The 24,691-nt window shown below is 30.4% G+C and carries 21 protein-coding genes; 10 read left to right on the top strand and 11 right to left on the bottom strand.

Annotation, left to right across the window (positions count from 1 at the left end; all coding sequences use genetic code 11):
• Nucleotides 1-113 precede the first annotated feature (113 nt).
• From ACSIGE_RS04830 to ACSIGE_RS04790, 9 genes are all read right to left on the bottom strand, one after another.
• Nucleotides 114-806: a nitroreductase family protein gene (locus ACSIGE_RS04830; protein WP_440881658.1), complete on the bottom strand. Its 693-nt coding sequence runs from the start codon at nucleotides 804-806 to the stop codon at nucleotides 114-116.
• 185 nt (nucleotides 807-991) lie between these two features.
• Nucleotides 992-2,014: an endonuclease/exonuclease/phosphatase family protein gene (locus ACSIGE_RS04825; RefSeq protein ID WP_440881657.1), complete on the bottom strand. Its 1,023-nt coding sequence runs from the start codon at nucleotides 2,012-2,014 to the stop codon at nucleotides 992-994.
• Nucleotides 2,015-2,079: 65 nt separating this feature from the next.
• A complete protein-coding gene (locus ACSIGE_RS04820) occupies nucleotides 2,080-2,952 on the bottom strand; it encodes a rhomboid family intramembrane serine protease (protein ID WP_440881656.1) in 873 nt (290 codons plus the stop codon).
• A 14-nt stretch (nucleotides 2,953-2,966) separates the two neighbouring features.
• Nucleotides 2,967-3,695, bottom strand: a complete 729-nt coding sequence (locus tag ACSIGE_RS04815) for a rhomboid family intramembrane serine protease (RefSeq protein WP_440881655.1) — start codon at nucleotides 3,693-3,695, stop codon at nucleotides 2,967-2,969.
• Between the two features lie 69 nt (nucleotides 3,696-3,764).
• Entirely contained in the window at nucleotides 3,765-5,660 is a 1,896-nt protein-coding gene (mutL, locus tag ACSIGE_RS04810; protein WP_440881654.1) for a DNA mismatch repair endonuclease MutL, read from the bottom strand.
• A gap of 3 nt (nucleotides 5,661-5,663) precedes the next feature.
• On the bottom strand, nucleotides 5,664-5,948 hold the full coding sequence (locus tag ACSIGE_RS04805) for a riboflavin synthase subunit beta (protein WP_440881653.1): 285 nt from the start codon (nucleotides 5,946-5,948) through the stop codon (nucleotides 5,664-5,666).
• A gap of 308 nt (nucleotides 5,949-6,256) precedes the next feature.
• Nucleotides 6,257-9,118, bottom strand: coding sequence for a TonB-dependent receptor (locus ACSIGE_RS04800; RefSeq protein WP_440881652.1), 2,862 nt, complete (start codon nucleotides 9,116-9,118; stop codon nucleotides 6,257-6,259).
• Nucleotides 9,119-9,289: 171 nt separating this feature from the next.
• A complete protein-coding gene (gene ribH / locus ACSIGE_RS04795; protein WP_440881651.1) occupies nucleotides 9,290-9,796 on the bottom strand; it encodes a 6,7-dimethyl-8-ribityllumazine synthase in 507 nt (168 codons plus the stop codon).
• Nucleotides 9,797-9,829: 33 nt separating this feature from the next.
• Nucleotides 9,830-10,612 (bottom strand): tetratricopeptide repeat protein, encoded by a 783-nt coding sequence (locus tag ACSIGE_RS04790; RefSeq protein ID WP_440881650.1) that lies wholly within the window; start codon nucleotides 10,610-10,612, stop codon nucleotides 9,830-9,832.
• 113 nt (nucleotides 10,613-10,725) lie between these two features.
• Between ACSIGE_RS04790 and recF the strand changes: the two genes are divergently transcribed.
• Both recF and ACSIGE_RS04780 read left to right on the top strand, forming a co-directional pair.
• On the top strand, nucleotides 10,726-11,805 hold the full coding sequence (recF, locus tag ACSIGE_RS04785) for a DNA replication/repair protein RecF (protein WP_440881649.1): 1,080 nt from the start codon (nucleotides 10,726-10,728) through the stop codon (nucleotides 11,803-11,805).
• An 8-nt stretch (nucleotides 11,806-11,813) separates the two neighbouring features.
• Nucleotides 11,814-12,107, top strand: a complete 294-nt coding sequence (locus ACSIGE_RS04780) for a DUF721 domain-containing protein (protein WP_440881648.1) — start codon at nucleotides 11,814-11,816, stop codon at nucleotides 12,105-12,107.
• A 97-nt stretch (nucleotides 12,108-12,204) separates the two neighbouring features.
• Here the strand turns inward: ACSIGE_RS04780 and ACSIGE_RS04775 are convergent, their stop codons facing one another.
• A complete protein-coding gene (locus ACSIGE_RS04775; protein ID WP_440881647.1) occupies nucleotides 12,205-12,624 on the bottom strand; it encodes a nucleoside-diphosphate kinase in 420 nt (139 codons plus the stop codon).
• Nucleotides 12,625-13,034: 410 nt separating this feature from the next.
• On the opposite strand from ACSIGE_RS04775, the gene ACSIGE_RS04770 reads away from it, so the two are divergent.
• Genes ACSIGE_RS04770 through ACSIGE_RS04750 form a run of 5 tightly spaced genes read left to right on the top strand, consistent with a single transcriptional unit; the run spans nucleotide 13,035 to nucleotide 16,992 of the window.
• On the top strand, nucleotides 13,035-14,063 hold the full coding sequence (locus tag ACSIGE_RS04770) for a DHH family phosphoesterase (protein ID WP_440881646.1): 1,029 nt from the start codon (nucleotides 13,035-13,037) through the stop codon (nucleotides 14,061-14,063).
• A complete protein-coding gene (gene gldI, locus ACSIGE_RS04765; RefSeq protein ID WP_440881645.1) occupies nucleotides 14,053-14,586 on the top strand; it encodes a gliding motility-associated peptidyl-prolyl isomerase GldI in 534 nt (177 codons plus the stop codon). The genes ACSIGE_RS04770 and gldI overlap by 11 nt, the downstream gene beginning before the upstream one ends.
• Nucleotides 14,587-14,591: 5 nt before the next feature.
• Nucleotides 14,592-15,317: an FKBP-type peptidyl-prolyl cis-trans isomerase gene (locus tag ACSIGE_RS04760; protein WP_440881644.1), complete on the top strand. Its 726-nt coding sequence runs from the start codon at nucleotides 14,592-14,594 to the stop codon at nucleotides 15,315-15,317.
• Between the two features lie 54 nt (nucleotides 15,318-15,371).
• The gene (locus tag ACSIGE_RS04755) at nucleotides 15,372-16,412 is read left to right on the top strand and encodes a peptidylprolyl isomerase (RefSeq protein WP_440881643.1); all 1,041 of its coding nucleotides are present in this window, start codon (nucleotides 15,372-15,374) and stop codon (nucleotides 16,410-16,412) included.
• 1 nt (nucleotide 16,413) lies between these two features.
• Nucleotides 16,414-16,992, top strand: coding sequence for a phosphatase PAP2 family protein (locus ACSIGE_RS04750; RefSeq protein WP_440881642.1), 579 nt, complete (start codon nucleotides 16,414-16,416; stop codon nucleotides 16,990-16,992).
• Between the two features lie 64 nt (nucleotides 16,993-17,056).
• On the opposite strand, the gene ACSIGE_RS04745 is transcribed toward ACSIGE_RS04750, so the two are convergent.
• Nucleotides 17,057-19,051 (bottom strand): LTA synthase family protein, encoded by a 1,995-nt coding sequence (locus ACSIGE_RS04745; protein ID WP_440881641.1) that lies wholly within the window; start codon nucleotides 19,049-19,051, stop codon nucleotides 17,057-17,059.
• A gap of 289 nt (nucleotides 19,052-19,340) precedes the next feature.
• On the opposite strand from ACSIGE_RS04745, the gene ACSIGE_RS04740 reads away from it, so the two are divergent.
• The 3 genes from ACSIGE_RS04740 to ACSIGE_RS04730 all read left to right on the top strand — a co-directional run bounded on the left by ACSIGE_RS04740 (nucleotide 19,341) and on the right by ACSIGE_RS04730 (nucleotide 24,688).
• Nucleotides 19,341-21,368 carry an oxidoreductase gene (locus ACSIGE_RS04740; protein ID WP_440881640.1) on the top strand — a complete coding sequence of 676 codons (2,028 nt, stop codon included), beginning with the start codon at nucleotides 19,341-19,343 and terminating at the stop codon, nucleotides 21,366-21,368.
• Nucleotides 21,369-21,745: 377 nt separating this feature from the next.
• A complete protein-coding gene (locus tag ACSIGE_RS04735) occupies nucleotides 21,746-24,364 on the top strand; it encodes a hybrid sensor histidine kinase/response regulator transcription factor (protein ID WP_440881639.1) in 2,619 nt (872 codons plus the stop codon).
• A gap of 141 nt (nucleotides 24,365-24,505) precedes the next feature.
• Complete coding sequence (locus ACSIGE_RS04730) at nucleotides 24,506-24,688, top strand: CAL67264 family membrane protein (protein ID WP_440881638.1); 183 nt, start codon at nucleotides 24,506-24,508, stop codon at nucleotides 24,686-24,688.
• The last annotated feature ends 3 nt before the right edge of the window (nucleotides 24,689-24,691 follow it).

Raw genomic sequence — 24,691 nt, 5'->3', positions numbered from 1 at the left:
TAGATGTAGCTTATAATTACTTTATTTTGTTTTTGTTATGTTTTTTTGTCTGTGCAATTTGATGAGATTATTCTCAATGGTTTTATCAAAAAGGGGAAATTAACTTTTATCTGTTATTCAAAAAAACAGCTTACATCCTCTAATTCTTTTCTTTTTAAGTTGGGGACGTAAACATCTTCATTGGCATAGCCAACAGGAAATAAAATAAAAGCTCTTTCATTTGCGGGTCTATTCAGTATTTCTGTTAAAAAATTCATTGGGTTAGGCGTGTGGGTTAAGGTAACCAAGCCAGCATTGTGAATTGCTGAAATCATCATCCCACAAGCAATCCCTAAAGACTCATTTACATAATAGTTGTTATATCTTTTTCCTTTATCATCTATTTCATAAATTCTCTTAAAAGCAACAATAATCCATGGAGCCTGCTCTATAAAGGGTTTAAACATATCTGTCCCAATAGGTGCTAAATCTTCTTTCCACTGACGACTCATTTTAACCTCGTATGCTAGTTTTTCTTCTAATTCAGCAGCTTTACGTATTTTTGATTTTAATTTAGAATTAGAAATAGCACAGAATGTCCATGGCTGTTTGTGTGCTCCAGAGGGGGCAGTGGAAGCAGATAGAATAATATTTTCAATTATTTTTTTGGAAACAGTTTTTTGAGAAAATTCCCTTACAGTTCTTCTTTTATTTAGCCAATTAAAATAATCCAAGCTTCTTTTTAGCATTTCATTTTCTTTATAAGTCAATGGGGTATAATTTATATGTTCAAACCCTTTAACAATTTTTGTTTTTTGTACCTCCATGGTTATATAATTTTAGTAATTTAAACAGATTCTTAATTAATCCTTAATTTAATAAATAAAAATTAATTATCTGTTTTTTAGTAGTTTATGTTTTTTATTGAAGTTAATTTGATTTTTAACTAAAAAAAGAAGAAGTCCCAAAAAAATAATACATTACTGAGAAAAAGAAATACATATTTTTTCAGTTAATGGGTAGTCCAATTTAGCCTACTCATAATTGGGAAATGATCAGATAGTTTTATGTCATTGTAAGTTTTAAATTGATTTATAGTTGCCTTTTTGTCGGAAAGTATAAAATCAATTCTCATGGGATAGATGTATCTAAAAGTTTTACCTAAACCTATACCAGATTCAATGAAGGAGTCTTTTTTATTTTTCACGAGTTCTTTGTAAACCCATGAATACGCAGAATTATTAAAATCGCCACAAATTATTTTTTTTCCTTTCCAGTTGTATTCGTGCTTAATAATATACTCGGTCTGGATGGCTTGTTTTTCAAAACCACTAGCTAACCTTTTAAATAAGCGTTCTGAGTCTTTTTCTCCAAAATTCTCTTTATTAGGATTTATTTTCAAAGATTCTAAGTGCACGTTATAAATCCGAATAGTGTCATTTTTCCTAACAATATCAACAAAGATTGTATTGTTAGCACTATTTTCAAAGTTTAAAGAACCTGAATTTATGATTGGGAATTTAGAATAAATAGCAAGGCCAAACTTATCTTTTATCGATTTTGTTTTAATGAATTTATAAGGTAGTTTAATATCAATCGTATTAGATTGATAAAATTCTTGAAAGGCAATTAGATCTGGAGACTCATTATTAATAAATTCATATATTTTACTTTCAGTCGTAACGTCATTATTCCATTTGTAGTAGTTAAACATTCTTACATTATAACTCATTACTTTTAAATCGCTGGTCAAGACAACTTCTTTGTTTGTAAATTTAACTAATGGAGGTGTTAGAAACCATCCAAGTAATAATACGAGTATCGGAAGCAATACGTTTTTGTGTAGTTTTACAGTCCAGTAAAGTAAAAAGCACAGATTTGTTAACACTAAAAAAGGAACAAAGAGGCTAAATATAGTAAGTGACGGAAGTTTTATTGGAGAAACATAAGGTAGAAAAAAAGAAAGCAATAATGCTGTAGCTAGTGTTGAATTAATGAAAAATAAAAATATTTTAAAAGGAGATTTTTTTTTCAAACTAAAATTTCTTTTGCTAATTATTATAAAGCTTCCATGTTATTATTCACAGCAATAAATTACTACTATTTTCTTCCTTGTTTGAAAAGAAAATCTTTCTCTTCTTTGGACAGTGTTTCGTATCCAGACTTGCTAATTTTATCAAGTATCAAATCTGTTTTTTTTTGAATTTCTGTTTTTTTAAGAGCGCTAGTAGAGGTTGCATCTTTTTTTCCTGACTTGTATACTGTTTTTAAATTGGATTTTTTTTCTTTCTTTTTAAATATTTCAGAGAAAGGGTTAATTATCACGATTTCTTTATTACTAGCATATTTAACATAAATAAAACCAAAAAGAGCTCCTCCAATATGTGCTAATCTACCTCCGGCGTTACCAGCAGGAATTTGAATAACATCTAAAGCAACCCATATAGCAGCTAGTGTCCATAGTTTTATAAAACCAACTAAAGGTAGTCTTATTTCGTAGTTGGGCATATAGGTTGCAATTCCAATAAAAATAGCAGATATACCTGCTGAAGCACCAATTAATATGCTTCTATCTGCATTGCTTCTTAGAGCTGGAAAAAAATTATAACTAATCATAAAAATGAAACCGCCTAGTGCAGTACCGAATATGTAAAAGTTTAATAACTGTTTTGAAGTAAAATATTGATTAAATAAATTACCAATAAAAAATAATGCTATAAGATTAAACAGAATATGAATAAATCCAGAATGGATAAACCCATAAGTAACAATAGACCAAGGTTTATATAAAAACTCACTAAAATTAGCAGGTAAAGAAAACCACTCTACAAAAAAATTACTTTTAGTTTGAAATAAAAATCCAAAAGTATTTAAGATAAAAACAATAAAGAATACAGTTAAATTTACATATATTAGTTTTTCAACAATTCCTGCATATTTAAACCTTTGTCTTAACGTATTTATTATATCCATTTTAATTAGAGGAGTTAAAATTTAAATTGATTTCTTTTCCAGTACCAAGCAATTATAAAACCTATTAGTGCACCACCAATATGTGCAAAATGAGCAATATTACCAACAGAATATTTAGTTACTCCGAAGAATAAATCTAATAAAATCATACCTGGTATAAAAAATTTAGCAGCAATAGGAACAGGAAAGAATATCATAGCAAGTTTAGCGTTAGGAAAGGCAAGACCAAAAGCCACTAACACTCCATATATGGCACCTGACGCACCAACGGCAGGGGTATGATATAAATTAACTATTTCACTAAATTGTTCTTGTGTTATAGCTCCCGTAAGTCTTGTGTCTGTTGTCCGCCCAGATTCTAAAATAGAGATTATCTCATTTTGATCTAAGCCAGCATTCACAAAAATCTCGTAAATACCATTGAATTGATAGTAATTGACAAATGTATAAATCAAACCAGCTCCAATACCTGCCGAAAAATAAAAAAATAGAAATTTATTTTTACCCCACATCTGCTCTAGAGGACTTCCAAATGCCCACAATCCATACATATTAAATAAAATATGAGTGGCACTTCCGTGCATAAAGATATGGGTTAAATATTGCCAGATACCAAAATGATTATTTTCCGGTAAATGAAGCGCAAATATGTTAGTTAGGTCCATTTTAAGAAATAATGGAGTAAAAAACATAATAGCATTAATGATGATTAAATGTTTTATGGCACCAGTTAGTCTAATCATTTGTTATTGTTTTGAATTCATCAAATAATAGTATTAAAATTACTTAATCTTTTCGATGATTTAAATTATTTATTTGTTAAAAATAGTATCAATTTCTTGTAAAGAAAGTGTCTTAAATGTTGGTTTACCAAATGGAGATGATGATGGCTCTTTGCAAGAAAAAAGAGAATTTACTAAATTTTCTTGCTCTTTTAGCGATAATATTGTTCCTGTTTTTATTGCTAATGATTTAGCAAAAGATTTAGCCATTACATCAAAGTGACTAAAACTCGTATCAGGAACTTCCATTTTTATATCGTCCAAAAGTTGCTCCAAAATCAATGTAATTTGACTTTCCGTAATTGAAGTTGGAATACCTCTGATAATAACACTATCTTTTTTAAATTCTTCGAACATAAAACCAGCACTTTCTAAATCTGTTTTTATGCTGTATATAATTTCAATATCACTTGACGAGAAGGATATTGTTACGGGAAAAAGAAGTTGTTGACTACTTGCTTCTTTTACCGTTATATTTTCTAAGAATTCTTCATAAAGAACTCTTTGATGAGCCAAAGATTGATGAATCAGTACGACACCCGATTTTATAGTGCTCAATAAGTATTTTTTTTGAATTTGAAATGTTTTTCCGGTTTCTGTTTCTTTATTAGATTCAAATAATTCCTCTTGCTCCATAGGATCCGAAGTAATATTATTTAAGTCAATATTAAATTTAGTATCAGTGTAGAGAGCTTCCCAGCTACTATTATCTTTTTTGTAGTCTGTTTTGTATTGAGAACTATAGTTGTTATTTGATCTCGAATTATTAGATAAAGACTCATTGGATGGTATTACAGACTGAGCATTAGAATCTGTTTTAAATGGATTAAAATTAGGATCTACACTAATTGGCGGTATTGAAGGCGTTCCTTTTTTAGTATAATTATAAGGAGTGTCCAAATTGGCATCTCTTTCAAAATCTAATACAGGGGTTACATTATATTGGCCTAGGCTATGCTTTACAGTAGCTCTTAAAATAGCGTAGAGAGCTTTTTCATTATCAAATTTAATTTCAGTTTTTGTTGGATGAATATTAATGTCAATACTATTAGGAGGTACTTCTAAGTATAAAAAATATGAAGGGTGTGATGCTTGATCTAGTAATCCTTCAAAAGCATTAATAACAGCGTGATTTAAATAGGAACTTTTTATAAAACGGTCATTTACAAAAAAGAACTGTTCTCCACGTTTCTTTTTTGCAAATTCGGGTTTAACAACAAATCCTTCTATTTTTAGAATATCTGTTTGCTCATTTATAGGAACTAACCGTTCATTCATTTTATTTCCAAAAATAGCAACAATTCGCTTACGTAAATTACTGTTTTTTAAATTGTATACTTCATTATTGTTGTGGTGTAATAGAAACTCGATACCTGGATGCGTGAGTGCTACTCTTTGAAATTCATCAATAACATGCCTAGTTTCAATTGCGTCAGATTTTAAAAAATTTCTTCTTGCAGGAATATTGAAAAAAAGATTTTTTACGGCAATACTCGTTCCTTTAGCCGTAGAAATGATTTCTTGAGAACTAACTTTACTACCTTCTATTTTAATCTGATTGCCAAGTTCTTCGTCTTTTTCTTTTGTTTTCAATTCAACATGGGCAATAGCAGCAATTGAAGCCAAAGCTTCGCCACGAAAGCCTTTGGTATTAATATTAAAAAGATCTTCAGCTTTTTTAATTTTTGAAGTAGCATGTCTTTCAAAGCAAAGTCGAGCATCGGTAGCGCTCATGCCTTTTCCGTTATCGATTACTTGAATTAATGTTTTTCCAGCGTCTTTTAATAATAGTTTTATGGAGGTTGCTCCGGCATCAATAGCATTTTCAAGTAGTTCTTTTACAACAGATGCGGGACGTTGTACGACTTCTCCTGCAGCAATTTGGTTCGCTACATGATCTGGTAATAGCTGTATTATATCAGACATTGATTAATTATTCTTGGGTATAAAAATAGATAGGTCGAAATCAATTACAAAAAGAAAAATAAAAACTAGAATAATGAATATTATCACAATAGTTTTGTTAATTCCTCCATATTCTGAGGATTTGAACTCGTTAATAGCTGTACTGAATTTTCCTTTTAAGCCTTTTCGTTTTCCTACAGTAGTTCTAAATTCATCGAACTTATGTTTAAACTCATAGGGGTTGCTTTCTCCTTTATAATAACGAGGTTGATAATCAAACTTTTTATTTTCTCTTTTAATAAATCCCATAAAATTTAAGTTTTAAAGGTAAATAACAATAAATATAGCTCCAATATGAGGAAGGGATCAAAGTTACTGAAATAAAAATGGGGCATCAAAAGAATCTGCGTATTTTCACTTTAAGTAAAGAGACTTTATTATTGAAATTGGGAAAATAGGGTTGCTGAATTATATATTTCTTAAGTAGGAGATAGTATCTGCACTTTTAAATTTATAGTAAAATAATAAGTTATAATGCTCGCTAAAAAGAATAAACACTTGTTACAAAAAAAGAGCTTTAAATAAGCTCTTTTTTTGTAACAAGTGTGATATGAAGTCTATTTGAGAGTAAAGTTTAATCTGGCAAATACATAACGACCATTAGTTCCAAATTGCTGAGATCTTCTTGACCAAATAAATCTTCCTGATGACCTAAAAGCCACTGCTGCTTGGTCAGGGTAGATGTCAAACAAATTGTTTGTACCAATGGTAAGTTTTGCAACTTCACTTATATTATAACCAGCGCTTAAATCGGTAACAATTTTAGCTCCAAAGTCAAAATCATTTTCAGTTAATCCAGAATCGCCGACATTCAAGTTAGTAGCCTCTGTAACTTCACCAAAATACGAGTTTCTTAAATAAAAGTTCCATTTATCACCTATTTTTAAATTATGAGATAAATTTCCTTTTGTTCTTGGAACAGCTGACTCAATGTAAGTTCTACTTGTTTTATCAAAATAAGTCTCAGATAAGCCAGCATTTGAAATCGCCGAAGGGATGTTGATCGATTCAATATCAGTTTTTGAAAAAGTAAAAGCTAAAGTATTTGTTAATGAAATATCATCGTTTATATTTATTTTATTATCAACAACAATATCAATACCACTGGTTTTAGTATCTACAGCATTTGCAAAGAAAGCTGCTGATGTAGCATTTGCCTGTGCAAATAAATTGGCTAGCTCGGGATTTCCATTATCCCCAAAAGAACCCGTATATACTACTCGATCATCTATTTTAATCATATATCCATCAATAGTTATTTTAGTATTTAAGTTTGGTATTTTAGCAGTGATACCTACACTACCTCCCAAAGAAGTTTCCTCTTTTAGGGGATCAATACCCAAAATACGTGCAACACGTGAGGTATTTGAGAAAGTTCCTACTTCATTTGGAGTACTGTCAACGAATATTGTAGATGTTGAGTTATAGTGAATTTGATGTAGAGAAGGAGCTCTAAAACCAGATTGGATACCACCTCGCATACTCAAATTCTCATTTATTTTATATCTAGAAGCTAATTTAAAGTTTGTAGTGTTGCCAAAATCAGAATAGTTTTCAAAACGAACGGCAGCACTCGCCATAAAATTTTCAGTAAAGTCTGCCTCAACATCAAAGTAAGCAGCAATAGAATTCCTGTTTTCGTCTACTTCATTTTCAGGTTTAAATCCTGGAAATACCTGAATGCCACCAGGGCGGTTATTACCAAAAAAATCTGCATCAACAATTGAAGTAGGATCGGTAGGGTTGTGAACATTACCGTTAGTATTGAATTGAGCATATGAATCTTCATCACCAGCTTCAATATTATAATTTTCAGTTCTGTATTCAAGACCAAAAGCAATATTTAGCCCAGCCATAGTGTCTTCGTAAAAACGACTCATATCAAAGTTAGTTGTATTTTCAGCATAACTATACCCCCCTGCATTGGCTTCAAAAGGAGTTGATTGTAGCATAGAAGCATTAGAAGAATTTCTAATGTTATACAGAAAGGAGTTTCTTCCCCAGTTATTTGAAAAGTCTATATTCCATTCTCCTACAACACCCCTAATTCCTGTGGCTATTGATATGTCGCTAATTGTTGAGTGTATTTGAGGTAAGAATCCATTAATATAAGCAGGAGTGTAGGTACGCGATTGATTAGGGAGTCTATAAAATCCGCGAGCCTCACCATTTCTATTTCCTAAACCACCAAAGGTATAAATTTCTAAATCGTCTCCTACAGGAATGGCCATATTAGCAAAAAATTGAGCATTACGTAATTCTGATTGCCCAACTCTCATGTTAAAATCACTTCGTTGTAAGCCTCTCGCTGTTAGCTGAGAATCTGTTGCATCAGCACTTAAAATATTTTGTAACTGTTCTAATGTCTCAGTTCCAGTTAAATTTATTCCAGTTTGTCCTGCATAGTTGAAAATGTCGGATAAATCGTCATCTAATAAATTGGAAAGGTTATATCCGTCATTATAAGCAGACCATTCAATTGCGTTATATTGATTAAAAATATTACCTTCCCATTCAAGCATTCTATTAGTAGCCCCTCTAAAGTTAAAAGAACCCGTAAAATTGATATAACCTCCATTATCTCCTAAAGGAAGGCCGTAGTTTAAACCAAGGTTATATTGCTCTCCATCGTTTTTAGTATCACTCAATCCAGTTACATCATCCTTTACATTTGTCATGTTGACACCAGTATCAATTGATACACCAAGTTCGTTTACCTTTTTCTTAAGAACAATGTTTATAACTCCTGCAATAGCATCAGAACCGTACTGAGCTGCAGCACCGTCTCTTAAAATTTCAATTCTTTCAATAGCATCAGACGGAATGGAGTTTAAATCTGTACCCACAGATCCTCTACCAAATGTACCATTTACATTTACCAAAGATGTTTTGTGTCTTCGCTTTCCATTAATTAAAACTAATACTTGGTCTGGCCCTAAACCCCTTAAAGATGCAGGGTCAATATGATCAGTACCATCTGAGATTGTTTGTGTATTAGAACTGAAGGAAGGTGCTGCGTAATTAAGTAGCTGGTTAACTGATACTTGAGGTGCAGAGGTTGTTAGTTCTCCAATGTCTAATACATCTATAGGAACAGGGGTGTCTATAGCGATACGATTTTTATTTCTTGAACCGATCAATAATACTTCATCAAGTACTTCACCTTCTTGAAGTATTACATTGGTTGTACCAGCACTTTTAATGTTAACTTCTTTAGTAACGAAACCTACAGAGGAAAATACAATAGTAGCAGGAAAAGAGGGGATGTTAAGCGTATAGTTTCCATTAAAATCTGTTGATGTACCGTTAGCAGTGTTTTTTAGTATTACGTTAACACCAGGGAGTCCCTCCCCGTATGAATCTTTAACAATACCAGTAATTGTGCCTTGAGCAAATGTTTCCAAACTGAACAAAGTCATCAGAAACAATAATAATTTGGTTGTTTTACCTAACATATTTTCGCGTTTAATATTTGTAAAACAATATATTGCATTTAGTTAGTTTAAAGTGTAACAAATGTTACATAGTAAATTCATAAAACAAAAAAGCTGTAACAACGTTACAGCTTTTTTGTTTTATGAATTATTTTTTTAAAACCCAACACTATTTGATTGAGAATTTTTGGTATTTATGAAAGCCATTTTGACAGCGGCAACAGCACATTCAATGCCTTTATTTCCTAATTTTCCGCCAGATCTATCTATTGATTGCTGCTTAGTATTATCTGTAAGTACACAAAAAATAATAGGCACATCATATTTTATATTTAAATCTACTATTCCTTGTGTAACGCCATCACAAACAAAATCAAAATGTTTTGTTTCTCCTTGAATAACATTACCTATGGCAATTATTGCATCAACTTTTTGTGTTTGAATCATTTTTTTACACCCAAAAATCAATTCAAAACTACCAGGTACATCCCATGAAACAATGTTTTCATTTGAGGCTCCACAATCTATTAAAGTGTTGATTGCACCTTTATGAAGTTTTTTCGTAATTTCTGGATTCCATTCAGAAACAACAATCCCAAATCGAAAAGGCTTCGCATTTGGGATTGTTGCTTTATCATAATAAGATAAATTTGTTGTTGCCATATTTATATTTTAATCAAACGAAGAGATTTTGTTTTACTGAGCATATTTTGCACTATTAATATACTTTTCAATATCTCTTCCTTGATCGGTTTTAGAATATTTTTCTTTGATGGTGTTAAAGAATCCTTCTGCCTTATTAAAATCTTTTAATTCCATGGCTGTTTGCCCAGCTTTGAATAAAAATAAAGGACTTGTAAATTCGTTATTTTTTTTAGTGGCAGCTTTTTCGTAAAATTCCAAAGCTTCTTTTGGTTGATTAATATCGGCAAAAGCATCACCAATAGCACCTAAAGCAGTTGGTCCAAGTATTTCATCATCAGATTCAAAATTACTCAAATACTCAATAGCTTCAGAATATTTCTTCATTTTTAAATAAGAAATACCAGCATAATAGTTTGCTAAATTTCCAGCCTTTGTTCCACTAAAAGATGCTGCAATATCTACGAAACCATATTTTCCATCGCCACCTTCTAAACCTAAAGTATATAGTGAGTCCGCTGCAACACCAGTCGATGTTGATGCTTCATCAAAAAAACTTCTTGGATATGCAAGCTCATTTGAAGCTTCTCTTTCTGTTGGTTCTGATACATACTTGTTATAGGCAAGGAATCCAAGGATTACAGTGGCAACTGCAATTAAACTATAAAAAAGTGGCTTGCTATTATTTTCAATCCACTGTTCTGATTTATTAGCAGCTTCATCCAAATTGTTAAATACTTCAGCCGTTGTACTTTGAGTTTCATCATAAGTTTCTTCAACTTCATTAACAGCCTTCTCTTTCTTGGGTTTATATCCTCTTTTCTTATATGTAGCCATAATCGCTTTATAATTAGTGCCAACAAAAATAGTTTTTTTAATTGGATTTTAAAAACTGATTTTTCGTAAATTTTCAATAATTTGCAACTCTCTAAAAGGTCCTAAATTTTATCATGTATTTGCGCAAAATTTCATTAGTAAATTATAAAAATGTAACTAGCAAAACATTTGATTTTAAGAAGAAAATTAATTGTTTTATAGGGAAGAACGGTGTAGGTAAAACAAACGTATTAGATGCCATTTATTATCTGTCATTTGCAAAGAGTTATTTTAATTCTGTAGCGGTTCAGAATATAAGACATGGGGAAGAGTTTTTTATCATTGAGGGAGATTATATTTTGGCAGAGAGGAATGAAAAAATAGTGTGTTCGTTGAAAAAAGGACAAAAAAAAGTATTGAAAAGAAACGGGAAATTATATGAAAAATTTTCAGATCATATAGGACAAATACCCTTGGTTATTATTTCTCCCGTAGATAGGGATTTAATTGTGGAAGGAAGCGATACTAGAAGGAAGTTTATTGATGGAGTAATTTCACAGCAAGACAAGAATTATTTGAATAATCTTTTAGCTTATGGGAAGATATTGAAACAGAGAAATGCTTTACTAAAGTATTTCGCAGCCAATAAAATCTTTGATGCATTAAATTTAAAAGTATATGACCAACAATTAGTTGAGCATGGAAATATCATTCACAAAAAAAGAGAGGCTTTTTTAAAACAATTTTGCCCTATCTTTTTGGAAAAATATCAGGCAATTTCTAACAACCAAGAAGAAGTTGGTCTGAAGTACAAAAGTCAGCTTTCCTCAGACAGTTTTGAACAGTTATTAGCTAAAAGTTTAGAAAAAGATAAAATACTACAATTTACTTCGTCAGGAATTCATAAAGACGATCTTAGCTTTGAGATAGGAGAGTTTCCAATTAAAAAATTTGGTTCTCAAGGGCAACAAAAGTCGTTCCTAATAGCTTTAAAGCTAGCTCAATTTGAGTTCATAAAGCAACAGATCAATATCACTCCAATTTTGTTATTAGATGATATTTTCGATAAATTAGACGAAAATAGAGTTGCTCAAATTATTCATTTAGTTAATAAGGACGAATTTGGGCAAATATTTATAACAGATACCCATGCTAATAGAACAAAAATGGTTATCGAAAAGAGTAATGAAGAATATCAAATTTTTAACCTATAAACTAAACAATGAAAAGAGAAAATGATAGTTATTCAATTAAAGAGCTTATGGAATCTTATATTCAAAAAGGAAATTTAAAAAAAGGGTTTCAAAAAATTCATATTGAAGAAGCGTGGGATAAGCTAATGGGGATAGGTGTGAAGTCTTATACAGACGAAGTTAAACTACAGAATGGAACGTTATTTGTCAGACTCAGTTCGTCTGTATTGAGAGAAGAACTTAATTATGGTAAAGAAAAAATTATTAAAATGCTGAATGAGGAAATGGAGGATGAAGTTATAAAACGACTTATGCTAGTATAAAAAAACTCGTTAGTAAGTAACGAGTTTGTATATATTTTTGTAATTCACTTCAAATAATCTAGAAATGATAAATAAACAATTGTATTGCTATTTAGGACTAGAATAACTCTCTTCCAGAAAAATGAAAAGCACCTTCAATAGCTGCATTCTCATCTGAGTCAGATCCATGTACTGCGTTTTCACCAATTGAAGTAGCATACAACTTTCGTATAGTTCCTTCTGCCGCTTCTGCTGGATTTGTTGCACCTATTAATGTTCTAAAGTCTTCTACAGCATTTTCTTTTTCTAAAATAGCGGCGATAATTGGTCCACGAGTCATAAATTCTACTAACTCGCCGAAAAAAGGGCGTTCGCTATGAACTCCATAGAAAGTCTCAGCATCACGTTTTGTCATTTGAGTTTTCTTCATTGCCACTATTCTAAAACCTGCAGCATTAATTTTTCCCAAAATAGCACCAGTGTGTCCGTTTTCAACTGCATCTGGTTTAATCATTGTAAAAGTTCTATTTGTTGCCATCTTTAAATGTCTTCTAATTTTTAGTCGGCGCAAAAATACATTTTTATATGTTATCCACAAGTTAAGAATTCAATCACTCAAACAAGCACGAATTAAATAAGTTCGAATTAGAATAAAATGAATTTTTAATTTATTTATTAAAGTTGGTGTTAATAATCTAGCAATACTGTTTTTTGAAGCTGTTAATTCCTAATCAAGTAATTCGAGATTTATGATTTTTTAAATAAAGGGTATATAATTTTGATATATTTCTTATGGTTTTTTGATAATTAATTGTTTATATACTTATTAAGTATGTTTAAAATGATTTATAAACCTGAAATTAAAAGATCTTTTTTGAGTTTTTTTTTAGAACAAAAAACAAAATGACTCAAAGGCAAATAAAAGTTTAATTTGTATATTCGCGACTTATGATTTTGAAACAATTTGACGAATTAAAAAGTTTTTTAATAAAACAACAGCAGATCGTGATTATTGGGCATAAAAATCCTGACGGTGATGCTGTAGGGTCGTCCCTCGCATTAAAACATTACCTAGATAAGAAAGGACATAGAGCACAGGTTTTGATGCCTAATGAATACCCTGATTTTCTGCATTGGATTCCAGGGTCTAGAACTGTATATCGTTTTGATCGTCAAAATAATCAGTGTGTTAAATCTCTCAAAAAGTCGACTTTAGCCTTTTTATTAGATTTTAACACCTTACACAGAGTAGGAAGTGATATGCAGAATACACTTAGTAAATATGAACATGATTTTGTTTTAATTGATCATCATCAACAACCTGATGATTTTAAGTACATGTACTCAGATACGGCAATGTCTTCCACTTGTCAGATGGTTTATAATTTTATTGATATGATGGGAGATTTGGATTTGATAGATAAGAACATAGCTACATGTTTGTATACTGGAATAATGACAGATACAGGGTCATTTCGTTTCAGGTCAACAACTAGTAGAACGCATAGAATTATAGCCGATTTAATTGATAAAGGAGCAGAGAACGATAAAATCCATAGTAACGTGAACGACTCCAATACACACAGTCGATTATTACTCTTAGGGCAATCTCTCAGTAATTTAGAAATATTACCAGATTATAAAACAGCATTTATTACTTTATCAGAGCAAGAAAAGAAAAAATTTTCTCACGAAAAAGGAGATACGGAAGGAATAGTTAATTATGCTCTTTCAATAAAAGGAGTTGTTTTCGGTGTTATTTTTATTGAGGATGAAGAACAGGGTATTATCAAAATTTCATTTAGATCAAAAGGTAAATTTTCTGTTAATCAATTTGCTCGAAATTATTTTGATGGCGGTGGCCATGATAATGCGGCAGGAGGCAGAAGTGAAATGAATATGGAAGATACTCTAAAGTTTTTTAAGACGTTATTGCCTAAATACAAAAATGATTTAATAAATTCTTATGAAATTTAATGTCTTTTTTATAGTTTTTTTTGCGATACTTATTTCTTGCGGCGAACCTTTGGCAAGAAGACCAAAGAAAAAAGGAGTTACTAATTTTTACAAAGAAGTTCTCGAAAGAAATAAAAAATTGAACAGACTTGAAAGAAATAGAATTGAATCATGGATACACAAAGATACTATTCATGATTATAAACAAAGCAATACTGGTTACTGGTATTATTATGTAAATAAAGACAGTTTAAATTCATATGTGCCCAAGCTTAATGATATTGTAAATATAGAATACGATATTCAAGATATAGATGGAGCAATTATTTATAACAAGGTAAGAAAGACATATAAAGTAGATAAAGAGGATTTTATTCCTGCATTACAAGAAGGAATAAAGCAAATGAAAAAAGGAGATATAGTGACCTTTATTATTCCATCATACAGAGCTTTTGGGGTTTCTGGTGACGGGCATAAAATAGGTACCAATCAATCAATAAAAAGTACAATAAAATTAATAGATATAAAAACAAATCAACAATAATGAGAATGACTAAATTTTTAATCGCTACTGCAGTTGGAATCTCAGTAGTATCATGTGATAATGGTCAATTTAAAACTAAAAAATCATTAGAAAACCAAATAGATACCGTAAGTTATGCTGTTGGTTTAAACATGGCAACTCAAATTAAGAGTAACTTTGAAGATGCAAACGCAGACTTACTTTTGCAAGGTTTCAAGAATGGGATTGATTCAACTAATTTGCTTTTAGAGTCAAAAGACGTTCAAGATATTCTTAGAAAGTATTTTCAGAAAAAGAATGAGGAAAGAATGAAAAAAATGCAAGAAGAACAGGTTAAAAAAGCCGAGGCAGAATTTGGAGACTTGAAGAAAGAAAACGAAGAGTTTTTAGAGAAAAATAAAGCAAAAGAAGGAGTTGTAACTACTGAAAGTGGATTGCAATACGTTGTGTTAAAAGAAGGAAAGGGAGAAAGTCCTAAAGCTACTTCTAAGGTTAAAGTACATTATCATGGTACTTTAATTGACGGAACTGTATTCGATAGTTCAGTAGATAGAAAAGAGCCTGCAGAATTTTTATTAAATAGAGTGATAAAAGGATGGACAGAAGGTATACAGTTAATGAAGCCTGGAGCAAAGTATAAGTTTTTTATACCGAGTGATTTAGGTTATGGAGCAACACCACGACCAGGAGGTAAAATAAAGCCTTTTGCCACACTAATTTTTGAAGTAGAGCTTCTAGAAGAATTAAAATAAATATGTAATAAGGTTAGTAGATTTACTAACCTTATTTTTTTAAAGTCAATTAAAATGAAATTATTTAAATTATTTTTTGCTATTATTATTGTTTTTTCAGCTTGTAAGTCTGCAAAGTACCCTAATTTGGATAATGGCTTGTATGCTGATATACAAACAAATAAAGGTGATGTTTTGGTAAAGCTTTATGATAAAGATGTTCCTATGACAGTTGCTAATTTTGTGTCCTTAGCAGAAGGAGATAACCCTAAAATGACAGATTCTTTGAAAGGAAAGCCATATTTTGATGGTACCAAATTTCATAGAGTTATCAATGATTTTATGATTCAAGGAGGGGATATCACTGGGACAGGTAGAGGAAATGCAGGATATCGATTTGCTGATGAATTTCCCTTAAATGACAAAGGAGAGTTGATATACAAGCATGATAAAGCAGGAGTTTTATCTATGGCTAATTCAGGAAAAAATACTAATTCGAGTCAGTTTTTTATTACACATAAAGAAACACCTTGGTTAAATGGCAAGCATACTGTTTTTGGTCAAGTTAAAATAGGTCAAAATATAGTAGATACGATTAAAAAAGACGATTATATAAACCGCATTGAGATTATTAGGGTAGGAAAAGAAGCTAAAAAATTTAGAGCAAATGAAGTTTTCGAATTTGAGCTAAACAATGTAGTTAAAAAAGAAGAAGAGAGAAAGAAAAAACTTGAGGAAGCAAAAGCGAGATTTCAAAAAGAAAAGGGAATCGAGAATGCTACTTTAACGAGCTCAGGATTAAAAATTTTATCCTTAGCTAAAGGAAGTGGTAAAAAAGTAAATCCTGCGATTGCTACAACGGTTCATTACACACTTTATTTAACAGATGGAAAAAAAATAGATTCTAGTATCGATGGGAACAAACCTTTTGTTTTTACTATAAATGAGCAAAGTTTAATAGCAGGATGGAAAGAAGGTGTCAAAACAATGCGAGAAGGTGATAAGTCTAGATTTTTTATTCCTTATTACTTAGGATACGGGGAAAAAGGTATGGGGCCAATTCCTCCTAAATCAGATTTAGTATTTGAAGTTGAAGTTTTAAAAGTAGGGAAGTAGTTTGGTAGATAGAATTATACAAATAGATAAAGAATTACTTATTTTCTTAAATAATTTAGGGAATGAGCTCTTTGATAATTTTTGGTTGACTATAACTAATCAATTCAATTGGACTCCCTTATTTATTTTTATATTATATGTTATTTTTAAAAAGCTAGGATTAAAAAAAGGATTATTTACTTGTTTGTTTATTATTTTCTTGGTGGTTTTTTCAGATCAATTTACGAATATGATTCGTGGGATTTTTGAGCGATTGAGGCCCAATAATGATATCTCTGTCTCTAAGTTTCTAAGACCTAGTTTAATTAATCCGCAAAGTTTTAGTTTTATATCTGGGCATGCTACTACATCAACTTTTCTTACTGTTTTTGTTGTTCTTTTGTTAAAGGATTTATTTAAGCCCATAAAATTACTTTTCTTATTTCCTTTATTTTTTGCCTACAGTAGAATTTATTTAGGAGTACATTTTCCGATAGATATTTTGGTTGGAGGAACAGTTGGAGGTACTTTTGGTTACCTTTTTTTTAAGCTCTATTCAATAATTGAATCTTACTTAGAAAAAAGAGAAATAATGGTTTAGAAATAAAAAAGGAAGTCATTTAACGACTTCTTTTTTATTTAGCTTTTATATTTAGTAAAAAACACTACTTTTTATTATTGAGGTAAAGATATTTAGTAGCATGATAATAACCTAGAGCCAAGCTATCCATAGACTTTGTTATTTCAGGTAGTTCATTTTTATAATCCTCTAGACTCTCTCCGGAAAGCTTATGCAGATGCACTTCATTGGTTATGATTTTCTTTGAATATAGGAAATCGTTTTTTAATAAAGCTAAGCTAGGCTCACCATTTGAAATATTAAAAATAAAGGCAAAATTATTTGTTTTTGTGCTATCTAAAGCATTCGCCCCTAACGTGTAGTTTGTGTAAGGAGTTTTAGCAATACTAGCAGCTGTAGGAAATATATCAACAAGCTTAGTGAACTTTGATATTACTTTGGGTTGGATATATTTAGGAGCATGAATAAAAAAGGGAACATGATTGGCTTGAATACCTAAATCAAATTCTTTTTTAAAGTTAGTAGTTGCGTGCATAGAGGTATTATGATCACCAAAGAAGAGAAATATGGTATTATCATAATAACCCGACTTCTTGGTCCTTTCTAAAAATTTACCAACATTAAAATCCAAATATTTAAGTGCGTTTAATCTTTTTATACCATCGAACCCTGCTTTCTCAAGTTCTTTTTTACTAATATCATTATCAGTAAAAGGTTTAAATGAATCTTTTTGTTTGGGATAAGTGAAGGGCATATGATTACTAGCAGTTTGGATATAGGCAACGAATGGAGTATTTGTTTTGTTGACTTTGGCTAGTTTTAAATCAGCTTCTCTAAATAAATCATAGTCATCTATACCCCAAACATCAACTCTTTCTTCTGAATTATAGCTTCCTTCTTCATAAATTTCTAGATTTTTTATGTTTGATTGAAATATTCCTCGAATATTTGCCCAGTTAGCACTTCCACCCAAGAAGTATAGTTTTCGATAATCTTTAAATTGGTCAAAAATTATTCGTTGGTCTATTACCATAGGGTTTCTTGAAGCAGTACGAACTCCATCAACATCAGGAAGACCAGTAACACTAGAGAATACACTAGCAGCTGTTCCTGCTTTATGAACGTAAAATTTTGAAAATAGCGTACTCTTTTTAATGATACTATCCATTTTCGGTGTTGTCTTAATTGGATTACCAAAATAACTCATTGGTACAACTCCAACTGACTCAAGCATAACAATTACTATATTAGGTTGATTTTTTAACGTGTCTTTAGAAAACGAAAATGTTCTTTTAAAATTTAAAGAGTCTATTGAAAGATTTAATTCTTTTGCAACAGCAGGATAAAAACGCTTTGTTTTTACTATGTCCACTCCCTCATTTCTGAATTTAAAACTATCGAAAAAATAAAGTACGGGATTAAGAGCAAACTGATTGACATTATTATTTTTAGAAAAAAAAGCTTGACTCCATCTTAAGGGATAATGTGTAAAGCTATTGTAAATGCTAAAACTTAGAGTTAGTAATAAAAAGAAAACATAATACACCTTTACCTTTGTCGCGGTTTTATTATTTGCAGAATTAAATCTTTTATAAAATAGACTTACTACTTTACTCGAAATTATTGAAAGTAGAATTAACGCAAATGTAATTTTAAATATCGGGTAACTTTGAATTAGAACTTGTAAAGATATTTTTAAGTTACTTAAAAAACGGAGAGAGGAGGCATTTAATCGAGTATTTAAGTAATCATAGTGTCCAAAATCAAAGAAATAAAATAATGTGATGCATAAGAAAGAAAGTGAGAGATAGATATTAGCAACATATTTGCAGGCCTTCTTAGTGAAAAAGCGATCATTAAATATTAGAACTAGTATTGTTAATGGAACTATTAATATTGCACTAAGTTTTATGTCAAATCTAACACCAAATGACAAAGCTGTTTTAATTTCATTAAAACTTGCTTGTTCTAAATTAGCGTAAGAAATATAAAATATTAAACGAAATAAGCCAGCATAAATAAAAAATGCTAGAAAATTAGTCATTATATACCTCACATAATTTGGAACTTTTTTAAACATGAATAAATATAATTTTTTAAAAAACAAATATACTATAGTTTTAAAAAACCATATTATATCTTAAATGTTAAAATAGTGATATTTTAACGGCTTTATTTTTAATTATTTATATCGATCCTAGTATAAGTTTTTATGCTTTTAATGTGATTAATAGCTTGTTTAGTAGTTGAGTATGTTTTGCATCGAAAAGCTTTGAATTGGAAGGGGATTTCTTTTTTGTTAGTTATTAAAATTTATAGTAACTTGCATTTATTATGCGCGCATAATAAATGTATAAACAAAGCTAATTATGACCAAGTACAAACATATTTTTGAACCACTAGATTTAGGATTTACTACTATTAAAAATAGAATTTTAATGGGGTCAATGCATACTGGACTGGAAGAGGAAAAAAATGGTTTTGATAAAATTGCAGCCTACTACGCAGAAAGAGCAAGAGGAGGAGTAGGACTTATAGTTACTGGAGGAATAGCACCAAACATACAAGGTTGGACAGCTCCGTTTTCCGCGAGAATGAGCACAAAAAAACACGCGAGAAAGCACAGAGTTATTACAAAAGCGGTTCATGATGAAGGAGGGAAAATATGTATGCAAATTTTACATGCTGGTCGTTATGCTTATCACCCGTTAAATGTAGCCCCTTCAGCACTTAAGGCTCCCATAAATCCATTTAAGCCATTTAAGTTACATTCGTCTGGAATCAAAAGAACCATCAGAGATTTTGTTAACTCGGCAAAATTGGCAAAAGAAGCAGGGTATGATGGAGTAGAAATAATGGGCTCAGAAGGATACCTTATCAATCAGTTTATTGTAGAAAGAACAAATAAAAGAAAAGATGGTTGGGGGGGAGATTACGAAAATAGAATAAAACTTCCGATAAGCTTGGTTAAAAAGACAAGAGAAGCTGTAGGAGAAAACTTTATAATTATATATAGACTTTCAATGCTTGATCTTGTAAATAACGGAAGTTCTTGGAAGGAAGTTGTGCATTTAGGTAAAGAAATAGAAAAAGCAGGTGCTACTATTATAAATACAGGTATTGGGTGGCATGAGTCAAGAATTCCCACGATAGCAACTTCGGTGCCAAGAGCAGCGTTTACATGGGTGACTGAAAAAATGAAAAAAGAAGTTTCAATTCCATTAATAACTTCAAACAGAATTAACATGCCAGATACAGCCGAAAAGGTTTTGTCTGAAGGGCATGCAGATATGATTTCTATGGCACGTCCTTTTCTTGCAGACCCTGAATGGGTTAATAAAGCAAGAGAAGAGAGAGAGGATGAAATAAATACCTGCATTGCATGTAATCAAGCTTGCTTAGATCATGTTTTTCAGAAAAAAATAGCAAGTTGCCTAGTAAACCCTAGGGCATGTCATGAAACAGAATTAAATTACAATAAAACTGATAAAAAGAAAAAAATAGCTGTTGTGGGCGCTGGACCAGCAGGTCTTTCTGTTTCTACAATAGCAGCTAAAAGAGGACATGATATAACGTTATTTGATTCTGAAAATGATATTGGAGGCCAGTTTAATATAGCGAAGCAAATACCAGGTAAAGAAGAGTTTTATGAAACAATCCGATATTTTAAAAAGCAAATAGAATTAAACGGGGTGAATTTACGCTTAAACACTAGGGTGAATTCAGAAGATTTAATTAAAGGAGGCTTCGATGAAATAATTTTAGCGACAGGGATCACACCAAGAAAACCCAGAATTGAAGGTATAGAACATCAGAAAGTTCTTAGTTATATAGATGTTTTAAAATATAAAAAAGAAGTAGGTAAAAAAGTAGCTGTTATTGGAGCAGGGGGAATAGGTTTTGATGTTTCAGAATATCTTACTCATGACGGTGAAAGTACTAGCGTTAATATTGACGCATGGCTTCAAGAGTGGGGTATTGATAAAACACTTGAAGCTAGAAGCGGTATTGAAAATACAACTCCAAAAATAGCACCGTCACCAAGAGAAGTTTTTATGTTTAAAAGGAGTGAAGGTAAATTTGGAGGAAACTTGGGTAAAACAACAGGTTGGATTCATAGAACAAACTTAAAAAAGAAAAACGTACAATTTATAAAAGAGGTACAATACACAAAAATTGATGATTTAGGATTGCATTATGTTCAAAATAATGAAAATAAGGTGCTTGAGGTTGATAATATTATTCTTTGCGCAGGGCAATTACCATTTAAAGAGCTTTATGAACCTCTTACGTCAAAAGGAATGACTGTACATGTTATTGGTGGAGCTCATATTGCTGCTGAATTGGATGCTAAAGAAGCTATTAATCAGGGAGCCAGGTTAGCAGCTGTCCTTTAATTTATCTTTGAATTATAGTAGTTTTTTCTTTTTTGCAAAAAAAAAAATTGTATTTATAATTACTGTTCAATCAAAGAACACAGTTTAGTTTTACTTTTTGAATTGACTATTTTTGTGAATTTTGATTTTAATGAATTAGTTATGGGTATGATTTCGTGTTCAAAATAGTGATTTTAGAAGTAGAATCACGATCTTGAGTAAAACGTAATTGATTGAATTTTCGTGTTTTTAACTTTTTTATTTAAAAAATAAATATATCAAATGATATTTCTTGTCTTTTTTGTTACTTTGTTGCATTAATATGAAGTTGTAAATCAAGCTGTATTCAATTTTTAATAAAATAAACTTAAAAATTGATTTATGGTCTTAGGGTAATAATGGGCAAAATAAATTATTTAAAAGTTGTAGTCACTTCCTTTATACTTGTATTTTTAGGTTGTGATTTTGATAAGGATAGTTCTTCAGAAATTAAGTCAGTATCTGTTTTAACAAAGAAAGAATATGATTCATTAAGGAAAATAGTTTTCTTTAGTCTGGAACCAGAAATAGCGGCTAAAGCTATGTTTAAGTTATCTAAAGAGGTTCAGTACATTCAAGATGATCATGAATTGGCTAAAAGATATCGTTTGATGGTTTGGTACTATTTGATGGGAGCTGATTATGAAAAGAGCGATATAATTCTTGATAAATTACAAAAATATTATAGGGATTTTAGTAGATGGTCAGATTATGTGAGTATAAGTAAAATTAGAGCAATTTCTTACAGAGGAAGAAAAAAATATAATGAGATAGAAAAAGTACTGAAAGAAGCACTAGAAATTTCAAAAAGTAAAAGTGTATATCCTTATGATTTACTTCCAATTCATGAATTATCAGTTTTTTATAGTTATGACGTGTCGAAACACCAAGAGGCTGTTAAATATGGAGATTTGTTTTTTGAAAAACTTAAAGGATATGATACGATTGTATCATATGACAAGTTGAAAGTTTTAGACTCTATAAAAAAACAGAATTTAGATGTAATTAATTTAACCCTTTCAAAATCATATATAAATGTTAATCAGTTGGATAAAGCGTATGATTGTTTGCAACAAGCAGAAAAAGGATTTGTGGCCATTGATGATGTTGAAAAAATAGGAAGAGTTTATAATAATTTTATTGATTTTTATTTAAAAAAGAAAGACCTAAATAAGGTCAAACTATATAAAAAAAAATATATAGAGTTCACTGAAAGATATAAAGACTCCTTAGTTTCTGATCTAAAAGATATGGCGGAAACGAATTTAAATTTAACTACAAAGGAAAAAGAAGCTTTGGTGGTGAATGAAGGGAATAAAAGAAAACAATTAATCATAGCTTTTTTAGGAGTAGGACTTTTGTTGATTGTTATTTTTCAGAGATATTTCTTTAAGATTCATTTTGACAGAAAAAAAATAAAATTAGAGTTAGAAAATGAACAAGATTTTAAAAAGTTTAGAGCGTCATTATTTATTAACATAGCTCATGAAATTAGAACTCCAATTTCTTTAATTTTGGGATATATCGATTTGTCTACAGACAAAAGTATCAGCGAAGATCAATTAAGAAAATATCTCGGGGAGATTAGAAGGAAGAGTAATAAAGTTATTAGTAATATTTCTGATATAATAAACCTTTTAAAGGAAGATAAAAAACAAGAGGAATTACGATTAGAAAATGTTATAATAGAGCCTTTTTTACAACAACTATTTTTTTCTTTTGATAGTATTGCTAAAATTAAAAATATAGAACTTGACTACAGCTCCAATTTACCAGAGAATTTTAATTTATTAACAAACTTAAATAAAGTTGAGAGTTTAGTTAATAATTTGGTAAGCAATGCTATTAAGTTTTCTAATAAAAATACCATTGTCTTTTTTAACGTTTTTCTTGAAAAAGATTTGTTTAATATTGAAGTAATAGATCAGGGAAGTGGAATAAGTGAAGAAAATCAATTAAATATTTATAAGAAATTTTATCAAGAAGAGAAAAAAGGGAAATCAGAGGGATTTGGAATTGGTTTAGCAATTGTTAAAGATATTGTAGATACCTTAAAAGGTGTTATTTCTGTAGAGAGCCAGCCCAATAAAGGTACAACTTTTAGAGTTCAGTTACCAGTTTCGAACTCGAAACAAATAATTGGAAACACTGAGGTTGTCTCAAAAAAAGTTATAAATCAGCCTAAGCCTAGTAATGCATCTTCAATATTTATAAATAACATTGGAAGGGAATTTAGTACAATACTTGTTGTTGAGGATAACCCGTATATGGTAGATTATTATGAAAAAATTTTATCTAAACTATATGAATGTGATTTTGCTTTTAATGGTGAAGAGGGGTTAGAAAAATTAAATAAGAAGTCATATGATCTTGTTATTTCCGATGTGATGATGCCCAAAATGAATGGACTAGAATTTAGAAAGCATATGAAAAAGAGTACTCTAAATGATGATGTTCCTTTTATTTTAGTTACAGCGTTGGGTTATGAAGAAAATAAAGTTGAAGCGTTTAATATTGGTATTGATGATTACATTGTAAAGCCTTTTGGTAAAAATGAACTAATAGCAAGAATAAATTGTTTACTTGATAATAAAAATAAAAGAGATAATATTAAACAACAAATTACAGAAAAAGATAAAGATGTAGAATCGTTTCAAGAAAAGAACCTTAAGAGACTTCAAAAAATTGTTATTGATAACCTTGATAAAGATGGTTTTTCTGTTGCTTTTTTAGCTGAAGAGGTAAATTTAAGCCAGAGGCAACTCGAAAGAATTATGAAAAAACTAACGGGGCTAACTCCTGTTAAATTTATTTTGGAAATAAGACTTCAAGAAGCCTATAAAAAAATCAAAAATAAAGAAGAAGCAGATATAAATAACGTAAGATACTCTGTAGGAATAAAAAGTGCTTCCTATTTTTCAGTAAAATTTAAACAAAGATTTGGGGTAAGTCCAAGTGAATTATTTAATTCGGACTAGGAGGTTTAATTTTTTTATAAATAAATGTAAAAACTCTAAATGTCTTTGTTGTTTTCTTGGCTAAATATTTGCGATATTTGTTACTTACTTTGGTTTAGAGAAATAGCATAAAGTTTCTTTATTCAATATAAAATTTTAATTATGGCAATGAATAAAAACACTGTTCTTGGTTGGGCAACACTAATTATGATTTTCATGGGAGTTCTGCTTATTGTACTGGCAATATTTAAGTATGATGAGATAGCTGGTTATGGTTTTGGTGCTGTGGGATTAGGTTTTTTTGCAAATGCTTGGGTATTTAATGCACTAAAGGGTAGGGTGTAAAAT

Source organism: Tenacibaculum profundi (assembly GCF_052050075.1).
Classification (GTDB): domain Bacteria; phylum Bacteroidota; class Bacteroidia; order Flavobacteriales; family Flavobacteriaceae; genus Polaribacter.
The sequence above is the reverse complement of the archived record's forward strand: the minus strand, read 5'-3'. Positions and strand labels throughout refer to the sequence as shown.